We start from the raw sequence: 23,247 nt of genomic DNA, 5'->3' as shown, positions 1-23,247 counted from the left end.
ACTTCTGCAACCCGAACGAGGAGGCCCCCGTGCCACGACTGAAAACGGCGAGCGTCATCGCCACCACCCTGGCCGCGGCGCTGCTGCTCGCCGGCTGCAGCGGCTCGCCGAGCGACTCCGCCGCCGGCGCCGGCGCGAGCGCCTCGGCCGACTCCGGTCAGCCCGTCACCATCGAGCACGCCTTCGGCGAGACCACGGTGCCCGCCGATCCGCAGCGCGTGGTCACGCTCGGCTGGGGGAGCACCGAGGCGGCCATCGCCGTCGGCGTCGTTCCCGTCGCCATCCCCTTCGACTCCTACGCGGGCGACTCGAGCGGCGTTCTGCCGTGGGTGGCCGACGCGGTGCAGAAGGCCGGCGCCACGATGCCGACCGTGCTCCCCGAATCGCCCGACGAGCCGCCCTACGAGGCCATCGCCGCGGCCGACCCCGACGTCATCCTCGCCGTCTACTCCGGCATCACCGAGGAGCAGTACGAGACGCTCTCGCAGATCGCCCCGGTCGTGGCCTACCCCGACGTGGCCTGGAGCACCCCGTGGCGCGACGTCATCAGCACGGTCGGCACGGCCCTCGGCCGCTCCAGCGAGGCGGATGCCGTGCTGCAGGGGATCGACGGCGAGCTCGCCGCCGCGGCCACCGCGCATCCGGAGTTCGCCGGCAAGACGATCGCCGCGGTCTGGGACGTCGGCGGAACCTTCTACGTCTACAAGCAGGCCGACCCCCGGGTCGGGTTCATGCTCGATCTCGGCTTCCAGGTCGCGCCCGCCGTCGACGCCCTGGCGAACGGCGACTCCACGTTCTACTACACGCTGAGCTACGAGCAGCTCGACAAGCTCGACGCCGACGTGGTGCTGAGCTACTCCGACACGCAGGCCGAGGCCGATGCCTTCCTCACCTCGCCGCAGACCTCGGTCATCCCCGCGGTGAAGGCCGGTCACGTGGCGCAGCTCGTGGGCACCCAGTACGTCGCCGCGGTGTCGCCGCCGAACGCGCTGTCGCTGCCCTGGGGGCTCGACCAGCTCGTGAGCGCGCTGGCGGCTGCCACGAAGTAGCGCTCGCGCCCTCCGCGCCCGGGATGCCCGGCCGCCGCCGTCTCACGACGCCGGTGTGCCGGGCATCCGTCGTTCCACGCGGGTGTTTCAGCGCTGGAGGTTCTTCCGTGCCGTCTCGTAGTCGTCGGGCGTGTACGGCCCGGGCACGAACTGACCTTCGTCGAGCAGGATGCGCAGGTCTTCCGCCGTGAGATCGGGCGCGTACTGCGGCTCGGGCTGCGCATCCGGAGCCACCGTCAGCGCGGGGTCGGAGAGCACTGCGGCCGCCGCGGAGATGATCGCGCGCGACCCCTGCTCGCGGGAGGCCTGCTCGAGCGAGTCGACGCGCAGCAGCCCGGCGTTGTAGACGGCGGCGGCGGCGATCGCGAGAACGGCGAGCGCCGGGAGCAGGGCCCGGCGCCGGAAGGCGGCCGTCGCCGCCACTCCCAGCACCGGCAGCATCAGTGCGACCATGTAGTACACGTAGCGGCCGGCACCCGCCTCGGGGATGCCGAGGTTCACCCGCGAGAAGCCCGTGAGCAGGGCGAAGGCCACGGCGGCGAGCGTCGTGGCGAGCGCGAGCGGCCGCGTGCGCCAGAGTGCGGTGAAGCGCGCGGCCACCACCAGCAGCACCACGGTGAACAGCACGATGCCGAACAGCGGGATCGGCGTGATCGCCTGCAGGGCGTCGACGAACATCGTCGCGGCGTATTGCGGCACGGCGGTGAGCAGCTGCTCGACGGTCTCGGCCCGGCCGGCGGGAGCCTGCACGAAGGCCGTCGCCGCGTACAGGTACCAGGCCGCGTAGATCACGACCGAGGGGGCGATCAGCAGCGCGGCGCGGCGCCATCCGCGTCTGCGCCAGGCCAGCACCGCGGCCGCGGCCAGGAGCGGCAACGCGGTGCCGGCGAAGGCGAGCGAGGTCACCGAGAGCACGACGAAGCCGGCGTCGGCGAGCGCGGGACGCCGGGGCTCGGCCACGTCGACCACGAGCAGGGCGCCGAGGCCGAGCAGGATGGCGCCCATGAAGCCGATCTGGAAGCCCCAGAGGATGTTCTGCGCCCCGGCGCCGAGCACCGTGAAGAAGAACGCGAGCGCCACGGCGACCCATTCCTGAACGCCGACGCGGCGGAGGATGCGCCACAGCAGGTGGGCGATTCCGAGGTGGATGGCGATGGCGAGCCCCACGTAGGGCGCGTAGCTGCGGAGGCCGAACATGCCCTGCAGGGCATGGGTGAGGAGCATCGGACCGGTGCTCCAGTGCCCCACGTGCGGGGCGAGCAGGTTTGTGGGTCCGCTGGGCACGAGGAAGGCCCACTCGTCGAAGAAGAACCACTGGTGCCGGGCGCACACCGCGATGAAGAGGCCGCCCGCGGCGAGCAGCAGGTAGTGCCAGAGCTCGGGCCGGCGCAGCACCTTCGCCACTCGCGCCCCCTCCCTGGAATCCCGGTCGTTCCGCCGACCCGGGCCAGGCTACTGGATGCGCGTGGCGGTCAAGCCGCACCCGGCCGGTGCGGCGCGCGTCGGATCGCCGGTCGTCGAGGCGTGGTCACGGATGCGGTGGTGCGGCGAAGGCGTGCAGGAGCCGCGTGAAGGTGCGCAGCTCCTCGTCGGTCCACCCGGCGATACGCCCGGTGAAGGCGGCGCCCCGCAGATCGAGGGCGGAGAGCACGCGGTTCGTCCCCTCGGGGGTGAGAGACACCACGACGGCACGGCGATCGGTGGGGTGCTGCTCGCTCCGCACGAGGCCGAGTTCGCGCATCCGGCCGATCAGGCTGCTGGTGGAGCTGCGGTCCATCGCCACCGCCTGGGCGAGAACGCTCGGTTTCGTGGCGCCGTAGGCGTGGAGCCAGCGGGCGAGGTGGAACGCGGCGGGCGGCAGCTCGGGGTGGAACGCGGCCGCCGAGGCTTCGGTGAGAGCCCGGGATGCGCTCAGCAGGGCGTTGAGCTCGCTTCCGAGAGCGAGCTCGAGGGCGATGCGACCGGTCGCCTCCGACTCCGATGTAGTGGACATTTCGCCATCATATTCGTATAGTGGGCAATTCCCAACTATATCGAGAGGGTGTCGCCATCATGCAGGCCGACCCGAGCATCCGCTCCACCATCCGTCCGACCATCGTCATCACCGGCGCCACGAGCGGTCTCGGGCGCATCGCCGCCCGGCACCTCGCTGCCGGCGGAGCGCGGCTCGTGCTCACCGCGCGCAGTGCCGAGCGGGCGCAGGAGACGCTCGCCGAGATCCAGGCGGCGGTGCCGCAGGCCGAGCTCGAGGTGGTGATCGCCGATCTCACGCGGCTCGACGAGGTGCGCCGCGCGGGCCGGCAGATCGTCGAGCAGCACGAACGCATCGACGTGCTCGTGAACAACGCGGGGGTGCACGCCTTCGCGCAGCGCATCACCGCCGACGGCTACCCGGTGATGGTGGGCGTCAACTACCTGGCGCCCTGGCTGCTGACCTCCGAACTGCTACCCGCGCTGCTGCGCACCCCGGGAGCACGGGTGGTGAACGTCGCCTCGGAGGCATCTCGGCGGCACGGCACCCTCGCGCTGCCGGCAGACCTCACCGACACCCGGAGCTTCACCGCCCGTGGCTCCTCGCCGCTCTACGGCAAGTCGAAGCTGCTCGACATCATGTTCACGCTCGAACTCGCACGCCGGCTGGAAGGCACCGGGGTGACGGCGAACTGCCTGGATCCCGGCTTCAACGTCACCGGGCTCGGGCGTGAACTCGGGTTCGCCGCCCGCTTGGAGCGCGTGCTCACCGCGCTGCACGTCGGCGATCCCGAACGCGGCGCCGGGCTCATCGTGCGACTCGCGGCCGACCCCCAGTTCGCCGGCGTGAGCGGCGCGTACTTCAGCCGGCGCCGCGGGCGGGATGCGCGCATCACCCCCGTGGATCCGGCCGGCGACCCCGCCTTGGCGGCTCTGCTCTGGGCAGAGACCGAACGCCTCGTCGCCGGCTGAGGGAGCAGAAGACTCCGGCAGCGCTTCGGCGCCCCCGAGGAGGTGCCGGAGGGATCGCCGCACGCCCGCACGGTCACCAGTACAGTTGGCGCAGTGGGGAACGGCCTCTGAGGGGATTGTCATGGCTCGTCTGACCAACGTCGAACTGCTGAAGCGCATCGAGGAGCTCGAAGCCGAGAACTCCGCGCTCAAAGAAGAGGTCGAGAACCAGCCGACCGTTCCGCTCGAGCCCCTCGGCGCATCCGGCGGAAGCGGCGGCGGCGGCGCCCCCGCGAAGAAGAAGCGCGGCTGGCCGTGGACTCTGCTCGCGACCGTGCTCATCGTCCTCGGCGCCGTGCTCGCCCCGGTCGCGGTGGTGTCGGCCTGGGCGAAGGTCGAGCTCACCGACACCGACCGCTTCGTGGCCGCTTACGCACCGCTCGCGAAAGACCCGGCGGTGCAGGCGTTCATCACCGACGAGGTCGTCACGGTGATCAACCAGCAGGTCGACGTGGAGAAGCTCACCTCCGACGTCGTCGACGGCATCACCTCGCTCGGCACCGGGCCGGCAGCCACGCAGGCCCTCAACCTGCTGAAGGGGCCGGCGGCCGCGGGCATCCAGTCTCTCATCCGCACCGGGGTCTCGCAGTTCGTGGCCTCCGACGCCTTCGCGAACGTGTGGCAGACGGCCCTGCGCGTGAGTCACACGCAGCTCGTCGCCGCGATGCAGAACGACCCGAACTCGGCCGTGAAGCTCGGCGGCGACGGCTCCGTCGGCATCCAGCTCGGCCCCATCATCGATGCCGTCAAGTCGGCGCTCGTGGATCAGGGCATCGGCTTCGCGAGCCAGATCCCCACCATCGACCGCACCATCGTGGTGGCGCAGTCGGATGCGCTGCCCACCGTGCAGCTGGGCTACGGCCTGGCGGTCGCCGCGGGCGCGTGGCTGCCATGGATCGCCCTGGTGCTGCTCGCCGCCGGGGTGCTCGTCGCCCGCCGCCGCTCGGTGGCGCTCATCTGGGCAGCCGTGGCGCTGGCCCTCTCGATGGCGCTCGTGGCGGCGGCCTTCGCCGTGGGCAACGTGCTGTTCATCAGCTCGGTGAGCCCGACGCTCCTGCCCTCGGGCGTGGCCGGGCTGCTCTACGAGACCGTGGCCGGGGCGATGCGGGAGACCACGGTCGCGGTTCTCGTGCTCGCCCTGGTGGTGGCCGTGGTGGGGTGGTTCGCGGGGCCGTTCGACACCCCGCGCAAACTGCGGGGTCTCGCGTCGGAGGGGGCGAACCGCCTGCGGCGCGTGGCCGAGCGGCGCGGCGTCACCACGGGCCGCGTGGGGGAGTGGATGTACGCCCAGCGCGTTCTGCTGCGCGTCGCGGTCGCCGTCATCGCGTCGGCGATCGTGATCTTCGTGCGGCCGATGTCGGCCGGCCTCATCGTCTCGACACTCGTGCTCTCGCTCGTGGTCGTCGCGCTGCTCGAGATCCTCCAGCGCCCTGTCATCACGGTGCCCGCGAACGCCTCGGCCGACGTGCCGGTGGTCGAGGTCGAGTAGCCGGGATTCTGCCGACCACGTCCAGGTGGGCAGGCCAGAGCGCCACCGTCGCGTGGTCCCGCTCGGCACGCCGCAACCGCAGCTCGGCGGTCAGCAGGCGTAGAGGCTGTCCAGGCCGTAGCCCATGCTGTCGTAGCCGCCGACGACCACCACGTGGGTGGCGTGCAGGTTCTGGATGTCGGCGAGCACGTCTGTCGGCACGCACTGCCCGTTGACCAGGTAGAGCGGCGCGTGCGCCGCACCTGCCCGGGCCCCGACCGAGAGCCCGTCGGGGTAGTTCATGCCCGTGGCGAGGAAGACGGTGTCGGACGCCGTGAACGAGGCGCGGTTGAGTGCCACCGCGGCTCCGAAGCGGTCGTCGCCGGCCAGCCGCGTCACCGCGATGGTCGCTCCGAGCGAGGATGCGACCGCCGGGGAGACCGAGACCGGCCCGCCGACGATCGTGACGGCGCTCGTGTGCAGCGCCACCAGTTCCGCCCGGGTTGCGGCGTCGGCCGAAGCGGCCGATCCGTTCACGAGCAGGACCGGTGCTCCGGATGCGCCGGCCGCCGCCCCCGAGGAGAGCGCGTCGGGGTAGTTGGCCCCGGTGACGACGAACACCTCGGCAGCACCGCCCGGGAAAGCGTGGTCGATCACGCCGCGCGACACTTCGTAGCGATCGGCGCCCCCGATGCTCGTGGTGGGTGCCAGGGCCTCCAGCCGGTGCAGCACGGCGTCGCCCACCGACGCGGGACCGCCCACCACGACGATGCCGGCGGGGTGCAGGCGGGTGATTTCGGCCTCGACGTTCGCCGGGAGCCTGTCGGGCAGGGTGAGGAGCAGGGCACCGCCCTCCTTGGCCGCGGCGGGTGCGGCCGAGAGGGCGTCGGGGAACTTGGTCCCGGATGCGACGTACACGACGGGCGCCCCCGCGACGGGGTCGGGGAACTCGGCCTGGGCATTGCCGATGGCCACCTCGTAACGGTCGGCCCCGGCGAGGCGCGCGGTGCTCACGCCGGGCATCGTCACCGTGGTGCTGGTCGCCGCCGCGGAAGCGCCGAGCATTCCTTCGTGAGTGGCGAACTCCGAGGCCCAGACGGTGTGCCCGACGTCGGCGACCGTGATCGGGTAGTCGAGCGAGCCGGCCGGCAGGGCGACCGCGTTCTGCTGGTTCGAGCGGAACCACGCGATCGATGTGGTCTGGGGTGAGGGGTTCCACGACGCCGGGGTGTAGTGCAAGGTCGAGCCCACCGTCGTGGAGCCGCTCAGCGAGGGGTTGGCGGTGAGCTGAACCGCCGTCACCACGATCGACTTGCAGCCGAGATCCGCGGGTGCCGGAGTCGATCGGGGGAGGTTCGGGCGGAAGCTCGCGCAGATCCGGTAGGTGCCGGCCCCGCGCATCCAGATCCCGTCATCGAAGCCGAACACGCCGAGGAGGTCCGGATGCGCGGCGCGCACGTCGGGCCGGTCGCGGTAGGAGACGGCGATCCCCGTGCTGGCCGAGTGCTGTCCGTTGGCGGGGTCGGTGAAGTCGACCGCGAGGTCCACCGAACTGCCGTGGTACTGGCCGTCGTTCAGAATGCGGTCGTCGGAGGTCCAGCCGTGCACGCGCAGCATCGGGGGAACAGCGGCGAAATCCACGCTCACTCCCTCGAACGCGCCGGTGATGGAGGCCGGTGGCACGACCACGGATCCGCATCCGATCACTTCGAAATTGGCCTCGACGCAGATCTTGTAGGGGCCGTAGTCGTCGGGCATGCCGTACGCCAGGCGGAAGCCGTGGTTCGGACCATAGGCGGGGAACACCTGGCCGACGTCCTGCCGCGGGAGGGTGAGCGAGCCGCCGGACGCGCCCCAGCCCGTGCGTCCGTCGGGCCACTGCATCTGGAGCTCGATCAGGATGCCGGAGGACCCGGGGTTCGCGTCGATCACCCAGCCGTTGATCACGATGCCCTCGCCGCGCACGAACTCGATGGAGTCGACGCTGCCGAGCATGAAGTGCGTGGGTCCGATCGGCGGGAAGGGAACGCCATCGGCGTTCGCGGCGGACGCCCCGGTGACGACGAGCATCGCGGTGACCACGGCGGCCACCGCCGCGGAAAGGAACCGGCGCATGAGACCCCTGACCTCGCCCGACCCCCGGGCATACGGACCGACTGCTGTCGATCTGGCTCAGTCTGCCAGAACGCGCCGCCGTCTAGAAGTCGTCGACGTGCAGGTGGTTGCAGGTGTCGTAGAAGTCGATGAAGTTGATGAACGAGGGCTCGTTGCCCGCCGCGGCGCGGCACTGCGACTGGCCCACGCGGGAGCCGTTCGGCATCATCGGGTCGAGCACCGAGATGAGGTCGAGCGAGGCCTGGTTCGCGCCGGTGGTGGGCACGCCGCCCACCGAGGTGAAGTCCACCGCGTGGCCGCCGCCCTGCATGTAGTGGGCGGATGCCGTGCCCGCACCCTCGATCTGGCCCGTGCAGCGGCGGCTGATGTCGCTGACCCCGGCGCTGCCGAAGGCCCGCACCGCGGCCACCATCGCCTGCAGGATGGTGACGTCGATGCCGCAGTTGGCGACATCCTGGCCCTGCGCGATCCACGCGATCTCGAAGATGTGGTCGGGGGTCGAGCCGTGGAACTGGCCGTTCGCGACATAGCCCATGAGCTCCTGGGCGAGGGCCTGGGCGTCGCCCGAGACCGCGCCGACGACCGAGTAGCTCGCGCCCCCGCCGGCCTCGCGCGCGGCGGCAGCCGCAGCGGCACGGGCGGCTGCTTCGGCGGCCGCCGCGGCTGCGCGCGCCGCCACACCGGCGTCGTACTGCGCCTTCGTCGTGGCGGTGTTCTGCTGCAGGGTCGTCAGCTGCGCGTTCAGCTCGTCGCGGTGCGCGTTCTGCTCCTGCAGCTGCGCCACCATGGCCGCCTGCGCCTGCGCGGCCTGCTCGAGAGCGGCCTGCGCGGCCGCCGCGAGGCCGCTGAGGGCCTGCTGGGCCACATCCGCCTGCTCGCTGAGGGTCTTGGCGGTGTTGCTGTCCTGGCTGGCGCTCGCGTAGATGCCGTTCACGGCCTGGGCGAGCTGGCCGGCGGAGCTCAGCTGCGCGAGCAGCGTGTCGGCCTGCGCCGAGTTGCTGGTGATGAGCATCGAGGTCAGGTCGGGGCCGCCCGAGCGCGCGAACTGCGCCGCCACCACGGCCGCGCGCTTCTTCGACTCCTCGGCCTTCGCCGACGCGGCGGCCGACTGGGTCTTGAGGGCGTCGGCCTTCGCCTGCCCGGCGGTGAGCGCGGCCTGGGCGGCGTCGCTCTCGGCGGTGCGCTCCATCACCAGCTCCTGCGCCGCCTGCACCTTCGCCTGCTGGTCGGAGATGACCTTCTGGATGGCGGCGATCTCGTCGTTCTTCGCGCTCTCGCTGGCCTGCGCGGCCTTCACGTCGTCCCAGGTGGGGTAGTCGTCGGCAAAGGCGGCGGGGCTCCCGGCGAGCGTTCCCGCGGCGGTGAGTGCGACCACGAGCAGGGCCGTTCCGGCCGAGCGGATGCGCGAGACCACCCGGTGCCGGACGGGGGCCCGGCGGCGGGCGGACAGGGTACGGGGCGACGTTTTCATGAATCCTCAGCCGGCGGAGTGCGCTCAGGATCAGCACCCCGACGCAGCCATCTAAACCCGTCGATGCACTCCTGTGCGTGGTTCGGGTCGGCAATTCGCGAATCTGTGAGTCGCACCGGAAAGTGCCGGCGGCATCCGCCCGGCGGGGTGCGCATCCGTCGCGCCGCTGCTGTTATCGTCGGCGCATGAACCGAACGCCACGCCCGGCCCCGGATGCCAGCCCCGGCCGCTACGGCGCCTCGGCCACCGTGCAGATCGATCCGCGCCGGGTGGGCCGGGTCGACATCGGCTACAGCCCGGTGATGGACGGCGACGCCGACCCGGGCGAGATCGTCTGGACCTGGGTGCCCTACGAGGAGAACGACGGCCGCGGCAAGGACCGCCCGGTGCTCGTGGTGGCCCGGGAACCCGGCGGCACCGTGCTCGGTCTGCAGCTGACCTCGAAGCCGCACGACGACACCGGGGACGTGGCGATCGGCTCCGGCGCCTGGGATTCCGCCGGGCGGCCCAGCTGGGTGCGGCTCGAACGGGTGTTCCGGCTGCACCAGGCGGGCGTGCGGCGGGAGGCCGTGGCGCTCGACGGAGCGCGGTTCGCCCTCGTGGCGCGGGAGCTGAGCCGCCGGTTCGGCTGGAAGGCCGCCCCCGTCGCAGCTCGGGCCGGGGCACCGGGCTCGGCGGCCCACTCGGGCAATGCCTTCGTGCGGATGCTCCGCAGCATCCTTCCCGGCTTCGGCCGCCGCTGAGCCTCGGAGAGGGGGGCGGCGGCCGAAGCGGCCGGTCAGTGCCCCGGGTAGGGCGGGGTGGGGTTGTTCGCGCGCAGCACCTCGAGTCGGGCGCGGTACTCCACCTCGTCGATGTCGCCCTGGGCGAAGCGCTCGGCGAGGGTGGCCTCGGCGCGGTGGCCGGGGAGGCCGCCGCCGAAGCGTCCGCTCGCCCAGGCGGCCCGGCGCCAGCGGCGTCCGACGGTCGCGAACAGCACCGCGAACAGGGCGAGGAAGAACAGCGGCACGAGCAGGAAGAGCCAGACGAAGCCGCCCCCGTGCATGCCGGGGCCCAGGAAGGCGGGGGCCGGTGCGGCGGAGGCGAGCACAGCTGATGTGAACACGATGGGTCCTTTTCTCTCGGGCTCCGGTGGAGGTGGAGCCTCTGAGGACAAGCCTCGTCGCCGGGCGCGTGCGGCGGATCTGCCCGGGGGTGGCACTTGGACTACACCCGGGGGAGCAGGCGGGGCCCTGCTCGTACTGCGGATGCGTGCCGTCAGGCGCCCGCACGCCCGGGGGCGACGAGTCCGGTCTCGTAGGCGATCACCACGAGCCGCACCCGGTCGCGGGCCGCGAGCTTCGTCATGATGCGCGACACATGGGTCTTCGCGGTGAGCGGGCTGAGGAACAGGCGTGCGCCGATCTCGTCGTTCGTCAGGCCCTCGCCCACCAGGGCGAGCACCTCCCGCTCGCGGGCGGTGAGCGGTTCGAGGAGCGCGGGGTCGGGCGCTTCCGTGAGGTCGCGCGAGACGCGTTCGAGCAGGCGCCTCGTGACCCCGGGGCTCAGCAGGGCGTCTCCGCCGGCGACCACCCGCACCGCCCGGATCAGCTCGACCGGCTCGGTGTCCTTCACCAGGAATCCGCTCGCCCCGGCCCGGATCGCCCGGCCCACGTACTCGTCGAGCTCGAAGGTGGTGACGATCACGATGCGGGTGGCCGCCAGCTCGGGGTCGGCCGTGATCTGCTCGGTGGCCCAGAGCCCGTCGCCGTCGGGCATGCGGATGTCCATCAGGATGACGTCGGGCCGGGTCGCGCGCACGAGCGACACGGCCTCGGTGCCGGAGCCCGCCTCGCCCACGACCTCGAGGTCGGGCTCCGAGTCGAGCAGGCTGCGGAAGCCACCTCGGATGAGCTGCTGGTCGTCGGCCACTGCCACGCGGATCATCGTTCGTCTCCCGGGTCGGTGTCGTCGTCGTCGTGATCGGTTCTGCTGCCGCTGGGCGGGATGCTGCCGCCGTGTCCGGCTGCGTCGGCGAATCGGGCTTGGCCGGGCGCCGCGGTGCCGCGGCCGGCTTCGGTGCCGTCGTCAGTGGGCGGGATGCTTCCCCCGGCCGGCTTCGGCAGCGTCGCCGCCACCGTGAAGCCGCCGCCCGGTCGCGGGCCGGCCGCGAAGCTTCCCCCGAGCAGTTCGGCGCGCTCGCGCATGCCGAGCAGACCCCGCCCCGGCCTCGGCTGCGCGCCCGCGGAGCCGCCCGTGACCGCACCCGTCCCCGGGCCGTCATCCGTCACCGTCACGGCGTACGCCTCCGCGGTCTCGGCGAGCGTCACCGCCGCCGTGCGGGCCCCGGCGTGCCGCACGACGTTCGTGAGCGACTCCTGCGCGATGCGGTAGAGCGCGAGCTGCGTGGGCTTGGGCACGGCGTCCGGATGCGCGATGCCGTTCTCGAGCGACACCGCGACCCCCTGCGACGACACCGAGTCCACCAGGCTCGCCACCCGCGAGAGATCGGGCTCGGGAACCAGCGGTGCAGCCTCCGCCGCCTCGCCCGGCGAGCCGCCCGCCGCATCCTGCCCCTCCCGCAGCACCCCGAGAACCGAGCGCACCTCGTCGAGGGCGCGCTTGGAGGCCTCCTTGATGTCGGCCAGGGCGCTCGCCGCCTTCTCGGGCTGCGTGTCGATGAGGTGCAGGCCCACCCCGGCCTGCACGTTGATCTGGCTGAGCGAGTGCGCGAGCACGTCGTGCAGCTCGCGCGCGATGCGCACGCGCTCGGCCTGCACGGCGGTGAGGCGGCGGTCGGCGGCCCGCCGGCGCAGCTCGTCCAGGCGCTGGCGTCGCGTGCGGATGCCCTCGCCCACCCCCACGAGGAGCACCAGGCCGAGGCTCACCGCCACCACGAGGGCGGGCTCCCAGGCGGCGTGCAGCAGCAGCCCGCCGGCGATCGCGAGGAGCCAGGCCGCGCCGAGCGACACCCAGGCCCAGACGCGGGCTCCGCGCACCACGGCCCCCACCACGGCGAAGGCGAGCGCGATGTAGGGCGGTGCTGCGCCGTGGGCGGTGAGCAGCACGTAGGCGGCCGCCGCCGCCGAGACGACGGCCACCACCGGACCGGGAAAGCGCCGGGCGAAGACGAGCGCCACCGGACCGAGGAGGGCGAGCAGGATGCGCACGACGAGCCGGGCGGGCTCGTCGCCGAAGGCCTCGCCCAGGTCGAACAGGCCGCGCATCCGCACCGCCACGAGCGCGCCCGGCACCTGCACGACGAAGGAGACGATGACCGGCACCCACAGCGTGACCCACCCGCTCAGCCGGAAGCGCGGCCAGTCGGGCATGCTCCCGTCGGAGACCCGCGCCCAGTGCGCCTCCCACTCGGCGGCGCGGTCGCGCCCGCGACCGCGCGCACGATCGTCGGGGGTGCGGGCCGGGGAGGGCATGGCTCGATGCTAGCCGGGGGTCCTGGCCGGGGCATCCGCCCTCCGGAGCGCCACGGCCTCCGTCACTACTCTTCGTGGAGTACGGATGCTCCGGGTCGACGCCCGCGTCCGCGCAGCGATATCACAGATCGCCCTCACGACGTGCCGCGCGGCGTTCTCCGACGATTGACGGCTAAGTGAGCGTTGCGGGAACACGAGAACGGCATTTCGAGGCGGCGGTAAACGCGGCATGAATTCTGGGAGTTCCGGCCTGAGCGGACTCTCAGTCTCAATAGCGTCGGACGCGTTGCCTGTTACCCCTTGGCGGGCGACCCCGTCTCCGGCTCCGCCGTTTCCACCGAAGGACGTCCACTCGTATGAAGAGCGAACAGCTCACGCGCGCCCTCACGCGCCTCACCCCACGAAAGGCGGTGGTGGCGGGCAGCATCGCCACGGCCGTCGCGCTCGCCACGCTCGGCGGCGGCATCGCCTACGCCGCGGGCGGGCTCAACCCGCCGCCGGTCAACCCCGCCCTCGTGCACGTGGCCTCGGCCGTGCCCGACCGCGTCATCCTGACCCCCACCGAGACGCCGTTCGCCACCCAGAACGTGTCGTGGCGCACCTCGGTCGACGTCGTGAATCCCCAGGTGCAGCTCGCCTCGATGACGAAGGGCCCGGTCACGGCCTCCACCACGACCGCCGCCGCGAGCACCACCGAGTTCGCCACCGACCTCGGCTACCGCATCAAGTACCACACGGCCACCCTCACCGGCCTCGCCGCGGACACCTCCTACCTCTACCGCGTGGGCGACGGCGAGACCTGGAGCGAGTGGTTCGAGTTCCAGACCGCCGCCCAGACCGCCGAGCCGTTCTCGTTCCTCGTGCAAGGCGACGCCCAGAACGACGTCAAGTCGTACGCCTCGCGCTCCTTCCGCGCCGCCTACGAAGCGCGCCCCTACTCGAAGGCCGTCGTGCACCTCGGCGACCTCATCGACACCGACGTCGCCGACGCCGAGTGGGGCGAGTGGTTCACCGCCGCCGGCTTCGAGAACCAGTACCTCAACGTGATCGCCGCCCCCGGCAACCACGAGTACTACCCGGGTCCCGAGCTCACCCGCTACTGGGGCGCCCAGTTCGAGTACCCGAAGAACGGCCCGGCGCAGACGGATGCGGTGAAGCAGCTCTTCAATGAGAACGTCTACTTCACCGACATCCAGGGCGTGCGCTTCATCACCCTGAACGCCAACATGGCCTACGGCGCCGAGCTCGACGCGCAGACCGCGTGGCTCGAGCAGGTGCTCGCGACCAACCCGAGCAAGTGGACCGTCATCGCGTTCCACCAGCCGATCTTCTCGGTGACCTCGGGTCGTGACAACGCCTCCATCCGCACCGCCTGGCTGCCGATCTTCGAGAAGTACAACGTCGACCTGGTGCTGGCCGGGCACGACCACGCCTACGGCCGCGGAAACCTCTTCGCGAACGAGCAGAACCTGCCCGCGGGAGCCGACCCGAAGACCAGCCAGACCGGACCGGTCTACATGGTGACCGTCGCCGGACCCAAGATGTACGTTCCCGACCCGCTCGAGTCGAACAACTGGGTCACCAACGGGGCCGACCTCAAGAGCACCAACCGCGACACGCAGATGTACCAGACGGTCGACGTCGTGGGCGACCAGCTGCACGTCGAGAGCCACAAGGTCACCGGTGAGCTGTTCGACGCCTTCACCATCACGAAGCCCGCGGGCGGCACCAAGCTCGTGACCGACGAGACCGTGGCCTGGGCCTCCGGGCCCGGTTCGGCCCGCGCCGACATCGGTGCGCCCGAGCGCCCCACCGCCGTGGTCCCCGGCGGCGAGTCGACCCCCGAGCCGACGCCGACCCCGGAGCCGACCGCGACGCCCGAGCCGACGGCGACCCCGGAGCCGACTGCGACCCCCACCCCGCAGCCGACGACCACGCCGGAGCCCACCGCGACCCCGGAGCCGACGGCCACGCCGGAGCCCACCTCGACCCCGACCCCGGAGCCGACCGTGACGCCCACCACCGAGCCCACGGCCACGCCGGAGCCCACGACGAGTCCCGAGCCGACGAGCCAGCCCACCAGCCAGCCCACGACGGAGCCGACGGCCCAGCCGACCTCGGAGCCGACGGCCCAGCCCACGGCCGGCCCGACGACGCAGCCCACCACACCCGGCACCGAGCTGCCCACCAGCCCGAAGCCCGCGGCCAACCCGAGCTCCATCGAGCTCTCGGCCACCGGCATCGCGGCGGGCGACAGCCTGAGCCTCAAGGGCAGCGGCTTCTGGCCGAACGAGGACCTCCAGATCACGTTGCACTCCGACCCGATCGAGCTCGGCTACCCGAGCGCGGATGCGAACGGCGGCTACTTCTTCACCGCCCACATCCCCGCCGGCGTCGAGCCGGGGGCGCACAAGATCATCGTGCGCGGCCTCGAGTCGGGCGCCACCGCCTCCGTCGACATCACGATCCTCGCCCCGGGCTCCGCGGCGACCGGCGTGAAAGACCTCGCGAACACGGGCGTGCAGGGCGTCGGCGTCGTGATCGCCCTGGCCGGAGCCGCGCTCCTGGCCGGCGTGATCGTGATGATCGTGCTCTCCCTGCGCCGCCGCCGGGCCGGTGGTCTCGCATGAGCCGCCCCGCCGCATCCGGAATCTTCTCCACAGCATCGAAAGGTCGTCAGGACATGACGAACACGTCCACGCGGGGCCGCAGCAAGCGGATGCTCGCCGGTCTCGCGATCGCGGCCGTCGCCGCCTCGCTCTTCACGCCCGTGCTGGGGGTGAGCTCCTCGGCGCAGGCCGCCACGGTCACGCCGCTCGTGCAGCACGGCCCGTCGGTCGTGCCCGACCGCATCGTGCTCACGCCCTCGGGTGACCTCTCCACCTCGCAGGCGGTCACCTGGCGCACCTCGAAGGGCGTCACCACGGCGAAGGCCGAGATCCGCACCGCCACGGCCACGCCGTACCCCACCGGCATCCAGACGGTGAACGCCACGTCGAACACCGAGCTGTCCACGGCGAACTACGACGAGTCGTTCCACTCGCTCACCTTCACGGGCCTGACCCCCGACACGCAGTACCAGTACCGCGTGGGCGACGGAACGAACGTCAGCGAGTGGCAGCACTTCACCACCGCGTCGGCCACCGCCGACCCGTTCTCGTTCATCTACCTCGGTGACGTGCAGAACGGCATCAAGTCCGACGCGAGCCGCGTCATCCGCAACGCCTTCCGCGACCGCCCCGACGCGAGCATCGTGCTGCAGGCGGGCGACCTGATCGACGAGGCGAACAACGACTCGCAGTGGGGAGAGGTGTTCGACGCCGCCGGCTACCAGTTCGGCACGCAGAACTTCCTCGCGGCCGCGGGCAACCACGAGTACGAGGGCGAGCAGCTCTCAAGCCAGTGGCAGGCCCAGTTCGAGTACCCCGACAACGGACCCAAGGGCACCGACGGCATCGAGGCGCTGCTTGCGGGCACGGTCTACTACAACGACTACCAGGGTGTGCGGTTCATCTCGCTGAACAGCAACATCACGGATGCGGCGGCGCTCGCCGTGCAGACCGCGTGGCTGAAGCAGACCCTCGAGTCGAACCCGAACAAGTGGACCGTGGTGTTCTTCCACCACCCGGTGTTCTCGCTCGACGAGGGACGCAACAACCGCGCCATCCGGGAGGCCTGGCTGCCGCTGTTCGAAGCGAACAACGTCGACCTCGTGCTGCAGGGTCACGACCACAACTACGGGCGTGGCAACACGCTCGCCGCCGAGGAGGGCAACCCCGCCACCTGGAACAAGGACCTCAACTACGACGGCCCCGTGTACGCGGTCTCGGTGGTGGGCTCCAAGATGTACTCCGGCGCCGGCCCCCGGGTGTGGAACGAGAACGGCGGTCACCTCAAGAAGCTCGAGGGCGACACCGAGCTCTACCAGCTGATCGACGTCTCGGGCGACACCCTGCGCTACGAGTCGCGCACCGCCGACGGCGAGTACTTCGACGGCCTCACCATCGTCAAGAACGCCGCCGGCAAGGCCGTGACCGACGACGAGAAGCCGCAGGAGATCAAGCCGAACGACCCCGGAACCTGCCTCGGCTGTGTGCCGAACCCGGATCCGGGCGGAGAGACACCGACCGACCCCACCGACCCGGAGACGACCGTCGACTACCAGGTCACGGCCCAGCTCGACTCGGTCAACAAGTCCAACGCCCAGCTCCCCGCCGGCTCCGCCTACTCGGAGTCGAAGGACCTGCTCTACCTCGGCGACCAGAACAGCCGGAACATCTTCGAGATGGACCCGACCACCGATGAGGTCAAGCGCACGATCACGCTGCCGGAGAACATCCGCGACCTGGGCATCGACGACGAGAAGCAGCTGCTCTACGTGGGCCAGCAGAACCGCAACTGGGTCGTGGTCTCGATCGCGGATGCGAACTTCGGCCAGGTCGTGCGCGGGCCGTACTCCTTCATCGAGTCGAACCGCTCCATCGACGTCGACCCGGTGAACGACCTGGTCTACGGCGCCGTGCCCTCCCGGGGCATCGAGGTGCTGCGCGCCTCGACCGGAGAGTCGCTCGGCGTGATCGGCGAGACGACGGGGGCCTACTACGTGGCGGCCGACCCGAAGCGCGGCTACGTGGCCGCGGCGTACTTCGAAGAGGTGCCCGACGCCATCCAGGTGGGGGTCTTCGACGCGAAGAACGGCTTCGGGCAGGTGTGGGAGAAGGCGACCCGCGTGAACGCGCGACAGGTCGACATCGACTCCACCAACGGACTGCTCTACCTCGGCTACACCGGCACGGCGGCGGGCACCGGAGGGTTCTCGGTGCACGACATCGCCACCGGCACCCAGCTCGGCGACTTCGCCGACCCGAAGTTCGGCAAGGACGGCTACGGCATCTCGGTCGACGAGGAGCACCAGCGGGTGTTCGTGTCGAACCGCGACTTCCGCCTGAACCCGCCCGGATCGGAGCTCGAGGCCTCGGCGGTGACCGTCTCCACCCGAGTCGTCGACGAGACGCCGAGCTACGAGTACGAGGCCGTCGGAACGGTCGACGCGGTGAACAAGTCGAACGCGCAGCTTCCGGCCGGCTCGGCTTACTCGCAGGCCAAGAAGAAGCTCTACCTGGGCGACCAGAACGCGCAGAACATCTTCGAGGTCGACCCCGACACCAACGCGATCAGCCGCACGATCACGCTGCCGGAGAACATCCGCGACCTGGGCATCGACGACGAGAAGCAGCTGCTCTACGTGGGGCAGCAGAACCGCAACTGGGTGGTGGTGTCGATCGCGGATGCGAACTTCGGCCAGGTCGTGCGCGGCCCGTTCTCGTTCATCGAGTCGAACCGCTCCATCGACGTCGACCCCGTCAAGGGCTACGTCTACGGGGCTGTGCCCTCGCGCGGCATCGAGGTGCTCGACGCGAACACGGGAGCCTCGCTCGGCGTGATCGGCGGAACGGCGGGTGCGTACTACGTGGCCGCCGACCCGGCGCACGGCCAGGTGGCGGCGGCGTACTTCCAGGAGACGCCCGACGCCATCCAGATCGCCGCGTTCGACGTGAACGACGGTTTCGCGCAGCTCTGGCAGAAGGCCACCCGCGTGAAGGCCCGTCAGCTCGACTACGACTCGACGCACGGTCTGCTCTACGTGGGCTACACCGGCACCGCGGCGGGCACCGCTGGATTCTCGGTGCACGACTCGGCGACCGGCGAGCAGCTGGCCGACCTGGCCGACCCGAAGTACGGGAAGGACGGCTACGGCATCTCGGTCGACGAGCAACGCCAGCGGGTGTTCGTGTCGAACCGCGACTTCCGTCTCAACCCGCCCGGGTCGGAGACCGCCGCGGTGGCCGTGACGATCAGTCAGCGGGTGGGCGCGGGCGGCACGCCGGTCGACCCGACGGACCCGACGGACCCGACCGACCCGACCGACCCGACGGATCCGACCGACCCGGAGCCCCCGATGGGCTTGGCCTACGCGCCCACGGCGCTGAACGCCATCCCCTCGGCGGCCGACAACGCCGAGCTCGACACCAAGCCCGTCGGCTCGGTCGTCGACTCCCGCAACGGCCACCTGTTCGTGGGCAACGAGCAGCGGCCGGCGCGTGTCGTCGAGGTCGACCCGGCGACGGATGCGGTGCTCGCCACCCACATCGTGCCGAACGCGGCCGGTGAGGGCGTGCGCGACGTCGCGATCGACGCGGCGAAGAACGAGCTCTACGTGGCCTACGGCAATTCGTGGGTCGTGCTCGATCTCGCGGACGACTCCGTCAAGCGCGGGCCGTTCGTGTTCTCCGGCAACGTGCGCGGCATGGACGTGGACCTGGTCAACGGCCGCGTCTTCGGCGCGACCCGCGGTTCGGGCTTCGACGTGATGGATGCGAACACCGGCGCGGCCGTCCAGGTCGTGACCGGCGACGGCGCGACCTGGCAGTCGCACGGCATCGCCTTCGACCCGAAGGCGAACCGCGTCTACCTGACGAACGACAACCAGACCAACGGCACCGAGGGTATCCGGGTGTTCGACGGAACGAGCTACGCCCAGCTGCAGTCGCTCGCGGTCTCGAAGCCGGACTACCGTTCGGTGGCGGTCGATCCCGAGGCCGGGCGCCTCTACATCGGGCACTCCTCGGATGCCTACGAGGCGAGCGGTGTTCGCGTGCTGAACGCGGCCGACTTCACCGAGATCGCGAACTACCCGGGCACCGCCTACGGCAACAAGGTGTACGGCATCTCGGTCGACCCGGCGCTCGGCAAGGTCTACGTCTCGGCGCGCGACCGCTTCCCCACGGGCCTCATCGCCCTGCAGCGCGCGAAGTAGCCCTCACCCGCCCCGCCCCGCCCCATCCCGGACTCGTCACTTTCGGCTCGATACGCGCGCGTCTTCGAGCCGAAAGTGACGAGTCTGCGTCTTAAGGGGAGGAGAGGGGTCAGGCGCGGGCGCCGAGGGAGGCGCCGAGAGCGGATGCCTCGGCGTGCGCTGCGGCGAGCTCGGCGCGGCTGCGGTCGAGCTGGTCGGCGAGGGCCGGAACGGTCTCGGCGAGGGTGAGGCTCGCGGTGATCACGGTGACGTCCATGCCGAGCGCCGTGCCGAGGATGAGCCTCAGCGCAGGGACCTCGTGGTCCCAGCCGTCGGTCGGCGACCCTGCGTCGTAGGAGGCGCCGCGGCTCGTGACGATCACGGCGGGGCGTCCGGCGAGGGGCTGGGTGTCCACGTCGAAGGGCGCGGTCACGGCCGGCACGTGGATGTTGTCGATCCACGCCTTGAGGCTCGAGGGCAGCGAGTAGTTGTAGAGCGGAGCCCCCACGAGCAGCACGTCGGCGGCGAGCAGCTCGGCGATGAGCGAGGCCTGCAGCGCCTCGGCCTCGGCGGGCGGCTGCGAGCCCTCGGGGCGCAGCCGCGGCGGCCAGTGCAGGTCGGCGTCGGCGAGGTGCGGCAACGGGTCGCGGTGCAGGTCGCGGTGCGTCACGGTGTTGCCGGCCGCGGCCGCCAGCCAGGCTTCGCTGAACGAGTGCCCGATCGACCGTGACCGGGAGTGCCGAAGATCGGCGGAGGAGTCGAGATGAAGCAGATTCGCCATGCCGCCACGCTATACCGCAGCGGATGCGCGGGACAGCGGCGACCGCACCCGGCCGTGCGACGGGGTCAGGCCGACAGGCTCTCGCGCTGCGCCGCGACGAGGGGCAGCAGTTCGGCCAGTCGTGCGGTCAGCTGCGGGGTCATGGCCGCGGTGTCGAGCTGCAGGTCGAGGATGAGGGCGTGCAGGCGCGCGATCGTGTCCGCGTCGAGGGCCCCGATCGAGGCTTCCGAGAACGGCAAGGACACCGCGAGTGCGGCGATCTCATCTGTCCACGCGATGCGGCCCATGGTCCCCCTCACGAGCATCCGTCGTTAACGGCTGAGCATATCGCCGCCGGGGCCGCAGGCGGTGACCCCAGTTGGGGGCGGATTCGGCGTGTCGCGCCGGTTCGGCGCCGCCGCGGCGAGGCGTGGCCGGGCCTCAGGGGTGCGTCGGGGGCTTTCGGAGCTCAGGAGGCGGATGCGGTGAGCGAACGCACCTGCTGCAGCAGCTCATCCGACACCAGGTCGAAGGGCTCGAAACTCTGCTCGGCGCGGCTCAGAACCACGGCCCCCTCGCTCGAGGCCACGAGCAGCGCCGAGAAGCGGGCGGCGTCGGCCGCGCTCAGCCCGCCGAGCTCGAGCAGCCGGGCGAGCTTGCGGCGCCACGCCCGGAACACCTCCGCGGTGTGCGTGAGCAGCTCGGGGGAGTCGGTGGCCACGGTGACGGCGAGCACCGCGCATCCGGCGCTGAACGTCGAGCGCTCGAGCACGCTGCGCCAGAGCTCGAGGAAGTAGCCCGTGACGGTCTCGGCGCTCTGCCCGGCCACGGCGTCGAGCACGTCGAGGGCCCGCTTGCCCGCGGCGTCCAGTGCGGCGTCGACGAGCTGCTGCTTGCCGCCGGGGAAGTGGTGGTACACCGAGCCGCGTGGCGCCCCGGTGAGCTCGAGCACCTCGGAGAACGAGGTGGCGTGCAGGCCGCGCTTGGCCAGGAGCAGGGCGGCGCCGTCGACCATCTTGGTGCGGGCGTCCGACGCCATTCGTTCTCCTCGCTCCTTGACTATGACGCTCGTCATAATGAATGATCTATGTAGACCATCATAATCCTGAAGGAGCCACCCATGCCCATGATCGACGTCTACGCCCCGGCCGAGCTCTTCCCGCCCGACGCGGATGCGCAGCTCGGCGACGAGCTCACCCACGCCGTGCTCCGAGCGGAGGGTGTGGCGACGCCCGGGCCGTTCCACCTCGACAACACCGCCGCGTTCATCCACCGCCTGCCCGCGAGCGCGATCTCCACCGCGAGCAGCCAGCCGGCCCGCGCCGTGCGCGTGCAGATCATCACGCCGCCCGGCTCGCTGAACCGCGACGGCCAGAAGCAGATCACGGCCGAGGCCACCGAGATCGTGGCGCGACTCGCGGGCGATCCGGCCCTCGCCGCAAGCACCTGGGTGATCCTCACCGAGGCCGCGGAGGGCGGCTGGGGCCTCGCCGGCACCGCCTTCGGCCTCGAGGAGTTCGGCGCCCTCGCCGCACAGGCGGCCGCCGCGCGCGCCGCCGCAGCGGGAGCCTGACGCCCGAAGCGGGCGCCGCCGGGCAGCCCGGCCTACCATCTCAGCATGCGCGATTTCGATGCGATCACCCTCGAGCAGCTGCAGTCGAGCGGCGGCCTCAAGTGGGAGACGTTCCCCGGCGCCATCGGCGCCTTCGTGGCGGAGGCCGACTTCGGCACCGCTCCGGCAGTGAGGGATGCATTGCGCACGGCCGTCGAGGAGGACCGCTTCGGCTACCTCCCGCCGTCGCTCGCGCGCGGGCTGGGGGAGGCCTGTGCTCGCTGGCAGAGCGAGAACCACAGCTGGGAGGTGCGGCCTGAGCGCGTGCATCCGATCGCCGACGTGGTTCGCGGCCTGGAGCTCGCGATCGAGCATTTCTCGCGACCCGGCTCCGCCGTCATCCTGCCGACTCCGGCGTACATGCCTTTCCTCGAGGTGCCGATCGCGGCCGGACGGGAGATCATCGCGGTGCCGATGCTCGTCGAGGCCGGACGCTACGCGCTCGACCTCGCCGGGATCGACGCGGCCTTCGCGGCCGGAGGTGGGCTGCTCGTGCTGTGCAACCCGTACAACCCGGTCGGGCGTGTGTTCTCGCGCGGCGAGCTCCTCGCGGTGAGCGAGGTCGTGTCGCGGCACGGAGGGCGGGTGTTCTCCGACGAGATCCACTCGCCGCTGGTGTATCCGGGCGGGCCCGCGCACATCCCGTACGCCTCGGTGTCGGACGCGGCGGCCGGCCACTCGGTCACCGCCACTTCGGCCTCGAAGGCGTGGAATCTGCCGGGCCTCAAGTGTGCGCAGTTCATCCTCACCAACGACGCCGACGCCGACGTGTGGGCGCCCGTCGAGCACGCCGCCACACACGGCGCGAGCACTCTCGGCGTGATCGCGAACACCGCGGCCTACACGGCGGGCAAGCCGTGGCTCGACGATCTCGTGTCCTACCTCGACGGCAACCGCCGGGTCCTCGGCTCGCTGCTGTCGTCGCTCCTGCCCGAGGTGGGCTACCGGATGCCCGAGGGCACCTACATCGCCTGGCTCGACTTCCGTGCGCTCGGTCTCGGCGACCACCCGGCGCGCTTCCTCCGGGGGCAGGCGGCTGTGGCGCTCACCGACGGCCCCGTCTGCGGAGCCTCCGGCGCGGGCTTCGCCCGCTTCGTGTTCGCCACCCCGCGCCCCGTGCTCGAGCAGGCCGTCCGCCGCATGGCGGACGCCCTCGCGTCTCGCTGACGCGTCTCGCGCGCCTACCCCCCCCCTCGCGCCCCCACCTCTCGCGCCCCCACCTGTCGCGCCCCTACCCCTCGCGCCCCACCCCCTCCTCGCACCCGCCAAGGTAGCGCCAAGTGCTGCCGGAGCACTGCGGGCGTGCACTTGGGGCGACCTCGGGCCCGAACCCCCCCCGCGCTCCTCCCGAGGTAGCGCTAAGTGCTGCCGAAGCGCTGCGGGCGTGCACTTGGGGCGACCTCGGGCCCGTGCCCCCCTCGCCCTCCTCCCGAGGTAGCGCTATGTGCTGCCGAAGCGTCGGGGCCGTGCACTTGGGGCGACCTCGGTCCCGCGCACCCCTCGCGCTCCTCTCGGGGTAGCGCTATGTGCTGCCGAAGCGTCGGGGCCATGCATTTGGGGCGACCTCGGGCCCGTGCACCC

Annotated in this window: 18 protein-coding genes; 8 read left to right on the top strand and 10 right to left on the bottom strand. The window is 71.6% G+C overall.

The features are described 5' to 3' along the window. Nucleotides 1-29: 29 nt before the first annotated feature. On the top strand, nucleotides 30-1,049 hold the full coding sequence (locus VD659_RS00310; protein WP_423259108.1) for an iron-siderophore ABC transporter substrate-binding protein: 1,020 nt from the start codon (nucleotides 30-32) through the stop codon (nucleotides 1,047-1,049). An 87-nt stretch (nucleotides 1,050-1,136) separates the two neighbouring features. Here the strand turns inward: VD659_RS00310 and VD659_RS00305 are convergent, their stop codons facing one another. Then, complete coding sequence (locus VD659_RS00305; RefSeq protein ID WP_423259107.1) at nucleotides 1,137-2,453, bottom strand: hypothetical protein; 1,317 nt, start codon at nucleotides 2,451-2,453, stop codon at nucleotides 1,137-1,139. 124 nt (nucleotides 2,454-2,577) lie between these two features. After that, on the bottom strand, nucleotides 2,578-3,042 hold the full coding sequence (locus VD659_RS00300; protein ID WP_423259106.1) for a MarR family winged helix-turn-helix transcriptional regulator: 465 nt from the start codon (nucleotides 3,040-3,042) through the stop codon (nucleotides 2,578-2,580). A 59-nt stretch (nucleotides 3,043-3,101) separates the two neighbouring features. Here VD659_RS00300 and VD659_RS00295 point away from each other — a divergent pair, with 59 nt between their 5' ends. Both VD659_RS00295 and VD659_RS00290 read left to right on the top strand, forming a co-directional pair. After that, the gene (locus VD659_RS00295) at nucleotides 3,102-3,992 is read left to right on the top strand and encodes an SDR family NAD(P)-dependent oxidoreductase (RefSeq protein WP_423259105.1); all 891 of its coding nucleotides are present in this window, start codon (nucleotides 3,102-3,104) and stop codon (nucleotides 3,990-3,992) included. Nucleotides 3,993-4,113: 121 nt separating this feature from the next. Continuing rightward, on the top strand, nucleotides 4,114-5,520 hold the full coding sequence (locus VD659_RS00290; protein ID WP_423259104.1) for a hypothetical protein: 1,407 nt from the start codon (nucleotides 4,114-4,116) through the stop codon (nucleotides 5,518-5,520). Nucleotides 5,521-5,610: 90 nt separating this feature from the next. Here VD659_RS00290 and VD659_RS00285 read toward each other — a convergent pair whose 3' ends face one another. Together VD659_RS00285 and VD659_RS00280 are read right to left on the bottom strand one after the other, a co-directional pair. Then, nucleotides 5,611-7,614, bottom strand: a complete 2,004-nt coding sequence (locus VD659_RS00285) for a cell wall-binding repeat-containing protein (RefSeq protein WP_423259103.1) — start codon at nucleotides 7,612-7,614, stop codon at nucleotides 5,611-5,613. A gap of 82 nt (nucleotides 7,615-7,696) precedes the next feature. Continuing rightward, complete coding sequence (locus tag VD659_RS00280) at nucleotides 7,697-9,085, bottom strand: hypothetical protein (protein WP_423259102.1); 1,389 nt, start codon at nucleotides 9,083-9,085, stop codon at nucleotides 7,697-7,699. Between the two features lie 185 nt (nucleotides 9,086-9,270). Between VD659_RS00280 and VD659_RS00275 the strand changes: the two genes are divergently transcribed. Further along, a complete protein-coding gene (locus VD659_RS00275; protein WP_423259101.1) occupies nucleotides 9,271-9,828 on the top strand; it encodes a type II toxin-antitoxin system PemK/MazF family toxin in 558 nt (185 codons plus the stop codon). A 35-nt stretch (nucleotides 9,829-9,863) separates the two neighbouring features. Here VD659_RS00275 and VD659_RS00270 read toward each other — a convergent pair whose 3' ends face one another. From VD659_RS00270 to VD659_RS00260, 3 genes are all read right to left on the bottom strand, one after another. Then, nucleotides 9,864-10,190, bottom strand: a complete 327-nt coding sequence (locus VD659_RS00270; RefSeq protein ID WP_423259100.1) for a hypothetical protein — start codon at nucleotides 10,188-10,190, stop codon at nucleotides 9,864-9,866. Between the two features lie 152 nt (nucleotides 10,191-10,342). Further along, nucleotides 10,343-11,011 carry a response regulator transcription factor gene (locus VD659_RS00265; protein ID WP_423259099.1) on the bottom strand — a complete coding sequence of 223 codons (669 nt, stop codon included), beginning with the start codon at nucleotides 11,009-11,011 and terminating at the stop codon, nucleotides 10,343-10,345. After that, nucleotides 11,008-12,498, bottom strand: a complete 1,491-nt coding sequence (locus tag VD659_RS00260) for a sensor histidine kinase (protein ID WP_423259098.1) — start codon at nucleotides 12,496-12,498, stop codon at nucleotides 11,008-11,010. The genes VD659_RS00265 and VD659_RS00260 overlap by 4 nt, the downstream gene beginning before the upstream one ends. Before the next feature lie 356 nt (nucleotides 12,499-12,854). Between VD659_RS00260 and VD659_RS00255 the strand changes: the two genes are divergently transcribed. Together VD659_RS00255 and VD659_RS00250 are read left to right on the top strand one after the other, a co-directional pair. Next, entirely contained in the window at nucleotides 12,855-15,128 is a 2,274-nt protein-coding gene (locus VD659_RS00255) for a fibronectin type III domain-containing protein (RefSeq protein ID WP_423259097.1), read from the top strand. A 53-nt stretch (nucleotides 15,129-15,181) separates the two neighbouring features. Continuing rightward, entirely contained in the window at nucleotides 15,182-19,315 is a 4,134-nt protein-coding gene (locus VD659_RS00250; protein WP_423259096.1) for a metallophosphoesterase, read from the top strand. A gap of 109 nt (nucleotides 19,316-19,424) precedes the next feature. Here the strand turns inward: VD659_RS00250 and VD659_RS00245 are convergent, their stop codons facing one another. The 3 genes from VD659_RS00245 to VD659_RS00235 all read right to left on the bottom strand — a co-directional run bounded on the left by VD659_RS00245 (nucleotide 19,425) and on the right by VD659_RS00235 (nucleotide 21,093). Beyond that, entirely contained in the window at nucleotides 19,425-20,075 is a 651-nt protein-coding gene (locus VD659_RS00245; protein WP_423259095.1) for an FMN-dependent NADH-azoreductase, read from the bottom strand. A gap of 65 nt (nucleotides 20,076-20,140) precedes the next feature. Then, nucleotides 20,141-20,362, bottom strand: a complete 222-nt coding sequence (locus VD659_RS00240) for a hypothetical protein (RefSeq protein ID WP_423259094.1) — start codon at nucleotides 20,360-20,362, stop codon at nucleotides 20,141-20,143. A 161-nt stretch (nucleotides 20,363-20,523) separates the two neighbouring features. After that, nucleotides 20,524-21,093, bottom strand: a complete 570-nt coding sequence (locus VD659_RS00235; protein WP_423259093.1) for a TetR/AcrR family transcriptional regulator — start codon at nucleotides 21,091-21,093, stop codon at nucleotides 20,524-20,526. 81 nt (nucleotides 21,094-21,174) lie between these two features. On the opposite strand from VD659_RS00235, the gene VD659_RS00230 reads away from it, so the two are divergent. Both VD659_RS00230 and VD659_RS00225 read left to right on the top strand, forming a co-directional pair. Beyond that, nucleotides 21,175-21,627 (top strand): tautomerase family protein, encoded by a 453-nt coding sequence (locus VD659_RS00230; RefSeq protein WP_423259092.1) that lies wholly within the window; start codon nucleotides 21,175-21,177, stop codon nucleotides 21,625-21,627. Nucleotides 21,628-21,672: 45 nt separating this feature from the next. Further along, nucleotides 21,673-22,833, top strand: a complete 1,161-nt coding sequence (locus VD659_RS00225) for a MalY/PatB family protein (RefSeq protein WP_423259091.1) — start codon at nucleotides 21,673-21,675, stop codon at nucleotides 22,831-22,833. The last annotated feature ends 414 nt before the right edge of the window (nucleotides 22,834-23,247 follow it).

The organism is Herbiconiux sp. 11R-BC (genome assembly GCF_049472555.1).
GTDB lineage: Bacteria > Actinomycetota > Actinomycetes > Actinomycetales > Microbacteriaceae > Herbiconiux.
Note: the sequence above shows the minus strand (reverse complement) of the source record. Positions and strands in the feature narration are given on the sequence as shown.

Bases quoted from the DNA above. Each gene is read 5' to 3' on its own strand.
- VD659_RS00295 (WP_423259105.1), top strand. From the start codon at position 3,102: ATGCAGGCCGACCCGAGCATCCGCTCCACCATCCGTCCGACCATCGTC.
- VD659_RS00275 (WP_423259101.1), top strand. From the start codon at position 9,271: ATGAACCGAACGCCACGCCCGGCCCCGGATGCCAGCCCCGGCCGCTAC.
- VD659_RS00230 (WP_423259092.1), top strand. From the start codon at position 21,175: ATGCCCATGATCGACGTCTACGCCCCGGCCGAGCTCTTCCCGCCCGAC.
- VD659_RS00300 (WP_423259106.1), bottom strand. From the start codon at position 3,042: ATGTCCACTACATCGGAGTCGGAGGCGACCGGTCGCATCGCCCTCGAG.
- VD659_RS00235 (WP_423259093.1), bottom strand. From the start codon at position 21,093: ATGGCGTCGGACGCCCGCACCAAGATGGTCGACGGCGCCGCCCTGCTC.
- VD659_RS00240 (WP_423259094.1), bottom strand. From the start codon at position 20,362: ATGGGCCGCATCGCGTGGACAGATGAGATCGCCGCACTCGCGGTGTCC.
- VD659_RS00245 (WP_423259095.1), bottom strand. From the start codon at position 20,075: ATGGCGAATCTGCTTCATCTCGACTCCTCCGCCGATCTTCGGCACTCC.
- VD659_RS00250 (WP_423259096.1), top strand. From the start codon at position 15,182: ATGACGAACACGTCCACGCGGGGCCGCAGCAAGCGGATGCTCGCCGGT.
- VD659_RS00265 (WP_423259099.1), bottom strand. From the start codon at position 11,011: ATGATCCGCGTGGCAGTGGCCGACGACCAGCAGCTCATCCGAGGTGGC.
- VD659_RS00280 (WP_423259102.1), bottom strand. From the start codon at position 9,085: ATGAAAACGTCGCCCCGTACCCTGTCCGCCCGCCGCCGGGCCCCCGTC.
- VD659_RS00260 (WP_423259098.1), bottom strand. From the start codon at position 12,498: ATGCCCTCCCCGGCCCGCACCCCCGACGATCGTGCGCGCGGTCGCGGG.
- VD659_RS00225 (WP_423259091.1), top strand. From the start codon at position 21,673: ATGCGCGATTTCGATGCGATCACCCTCGAGCAGCTGCAGTCGAGCGGC.
- VD659_RS00285 (WP_423259103.1), bottom strand. From the start codon at position 7,614: ATGCGCCGGTTCCTTTCCGCGGCGGTGGCCGCCGTGGTCACCGCGATG.
- VD659_RS00290 (WP_423259104.1), top strand. From the start codon at position 4,114: ATGGCTCGTCTGACCAACGTCGAACTGCTGAAGCGCATCGAGGAGCTC.
- VD659_RS00255 (WP_423259097.1), top strand. From the start codon at position 12,855: ATGAAGAGCGAACAGCTCACGCGCGCCCTCACGCGCCTCACCCCACGA.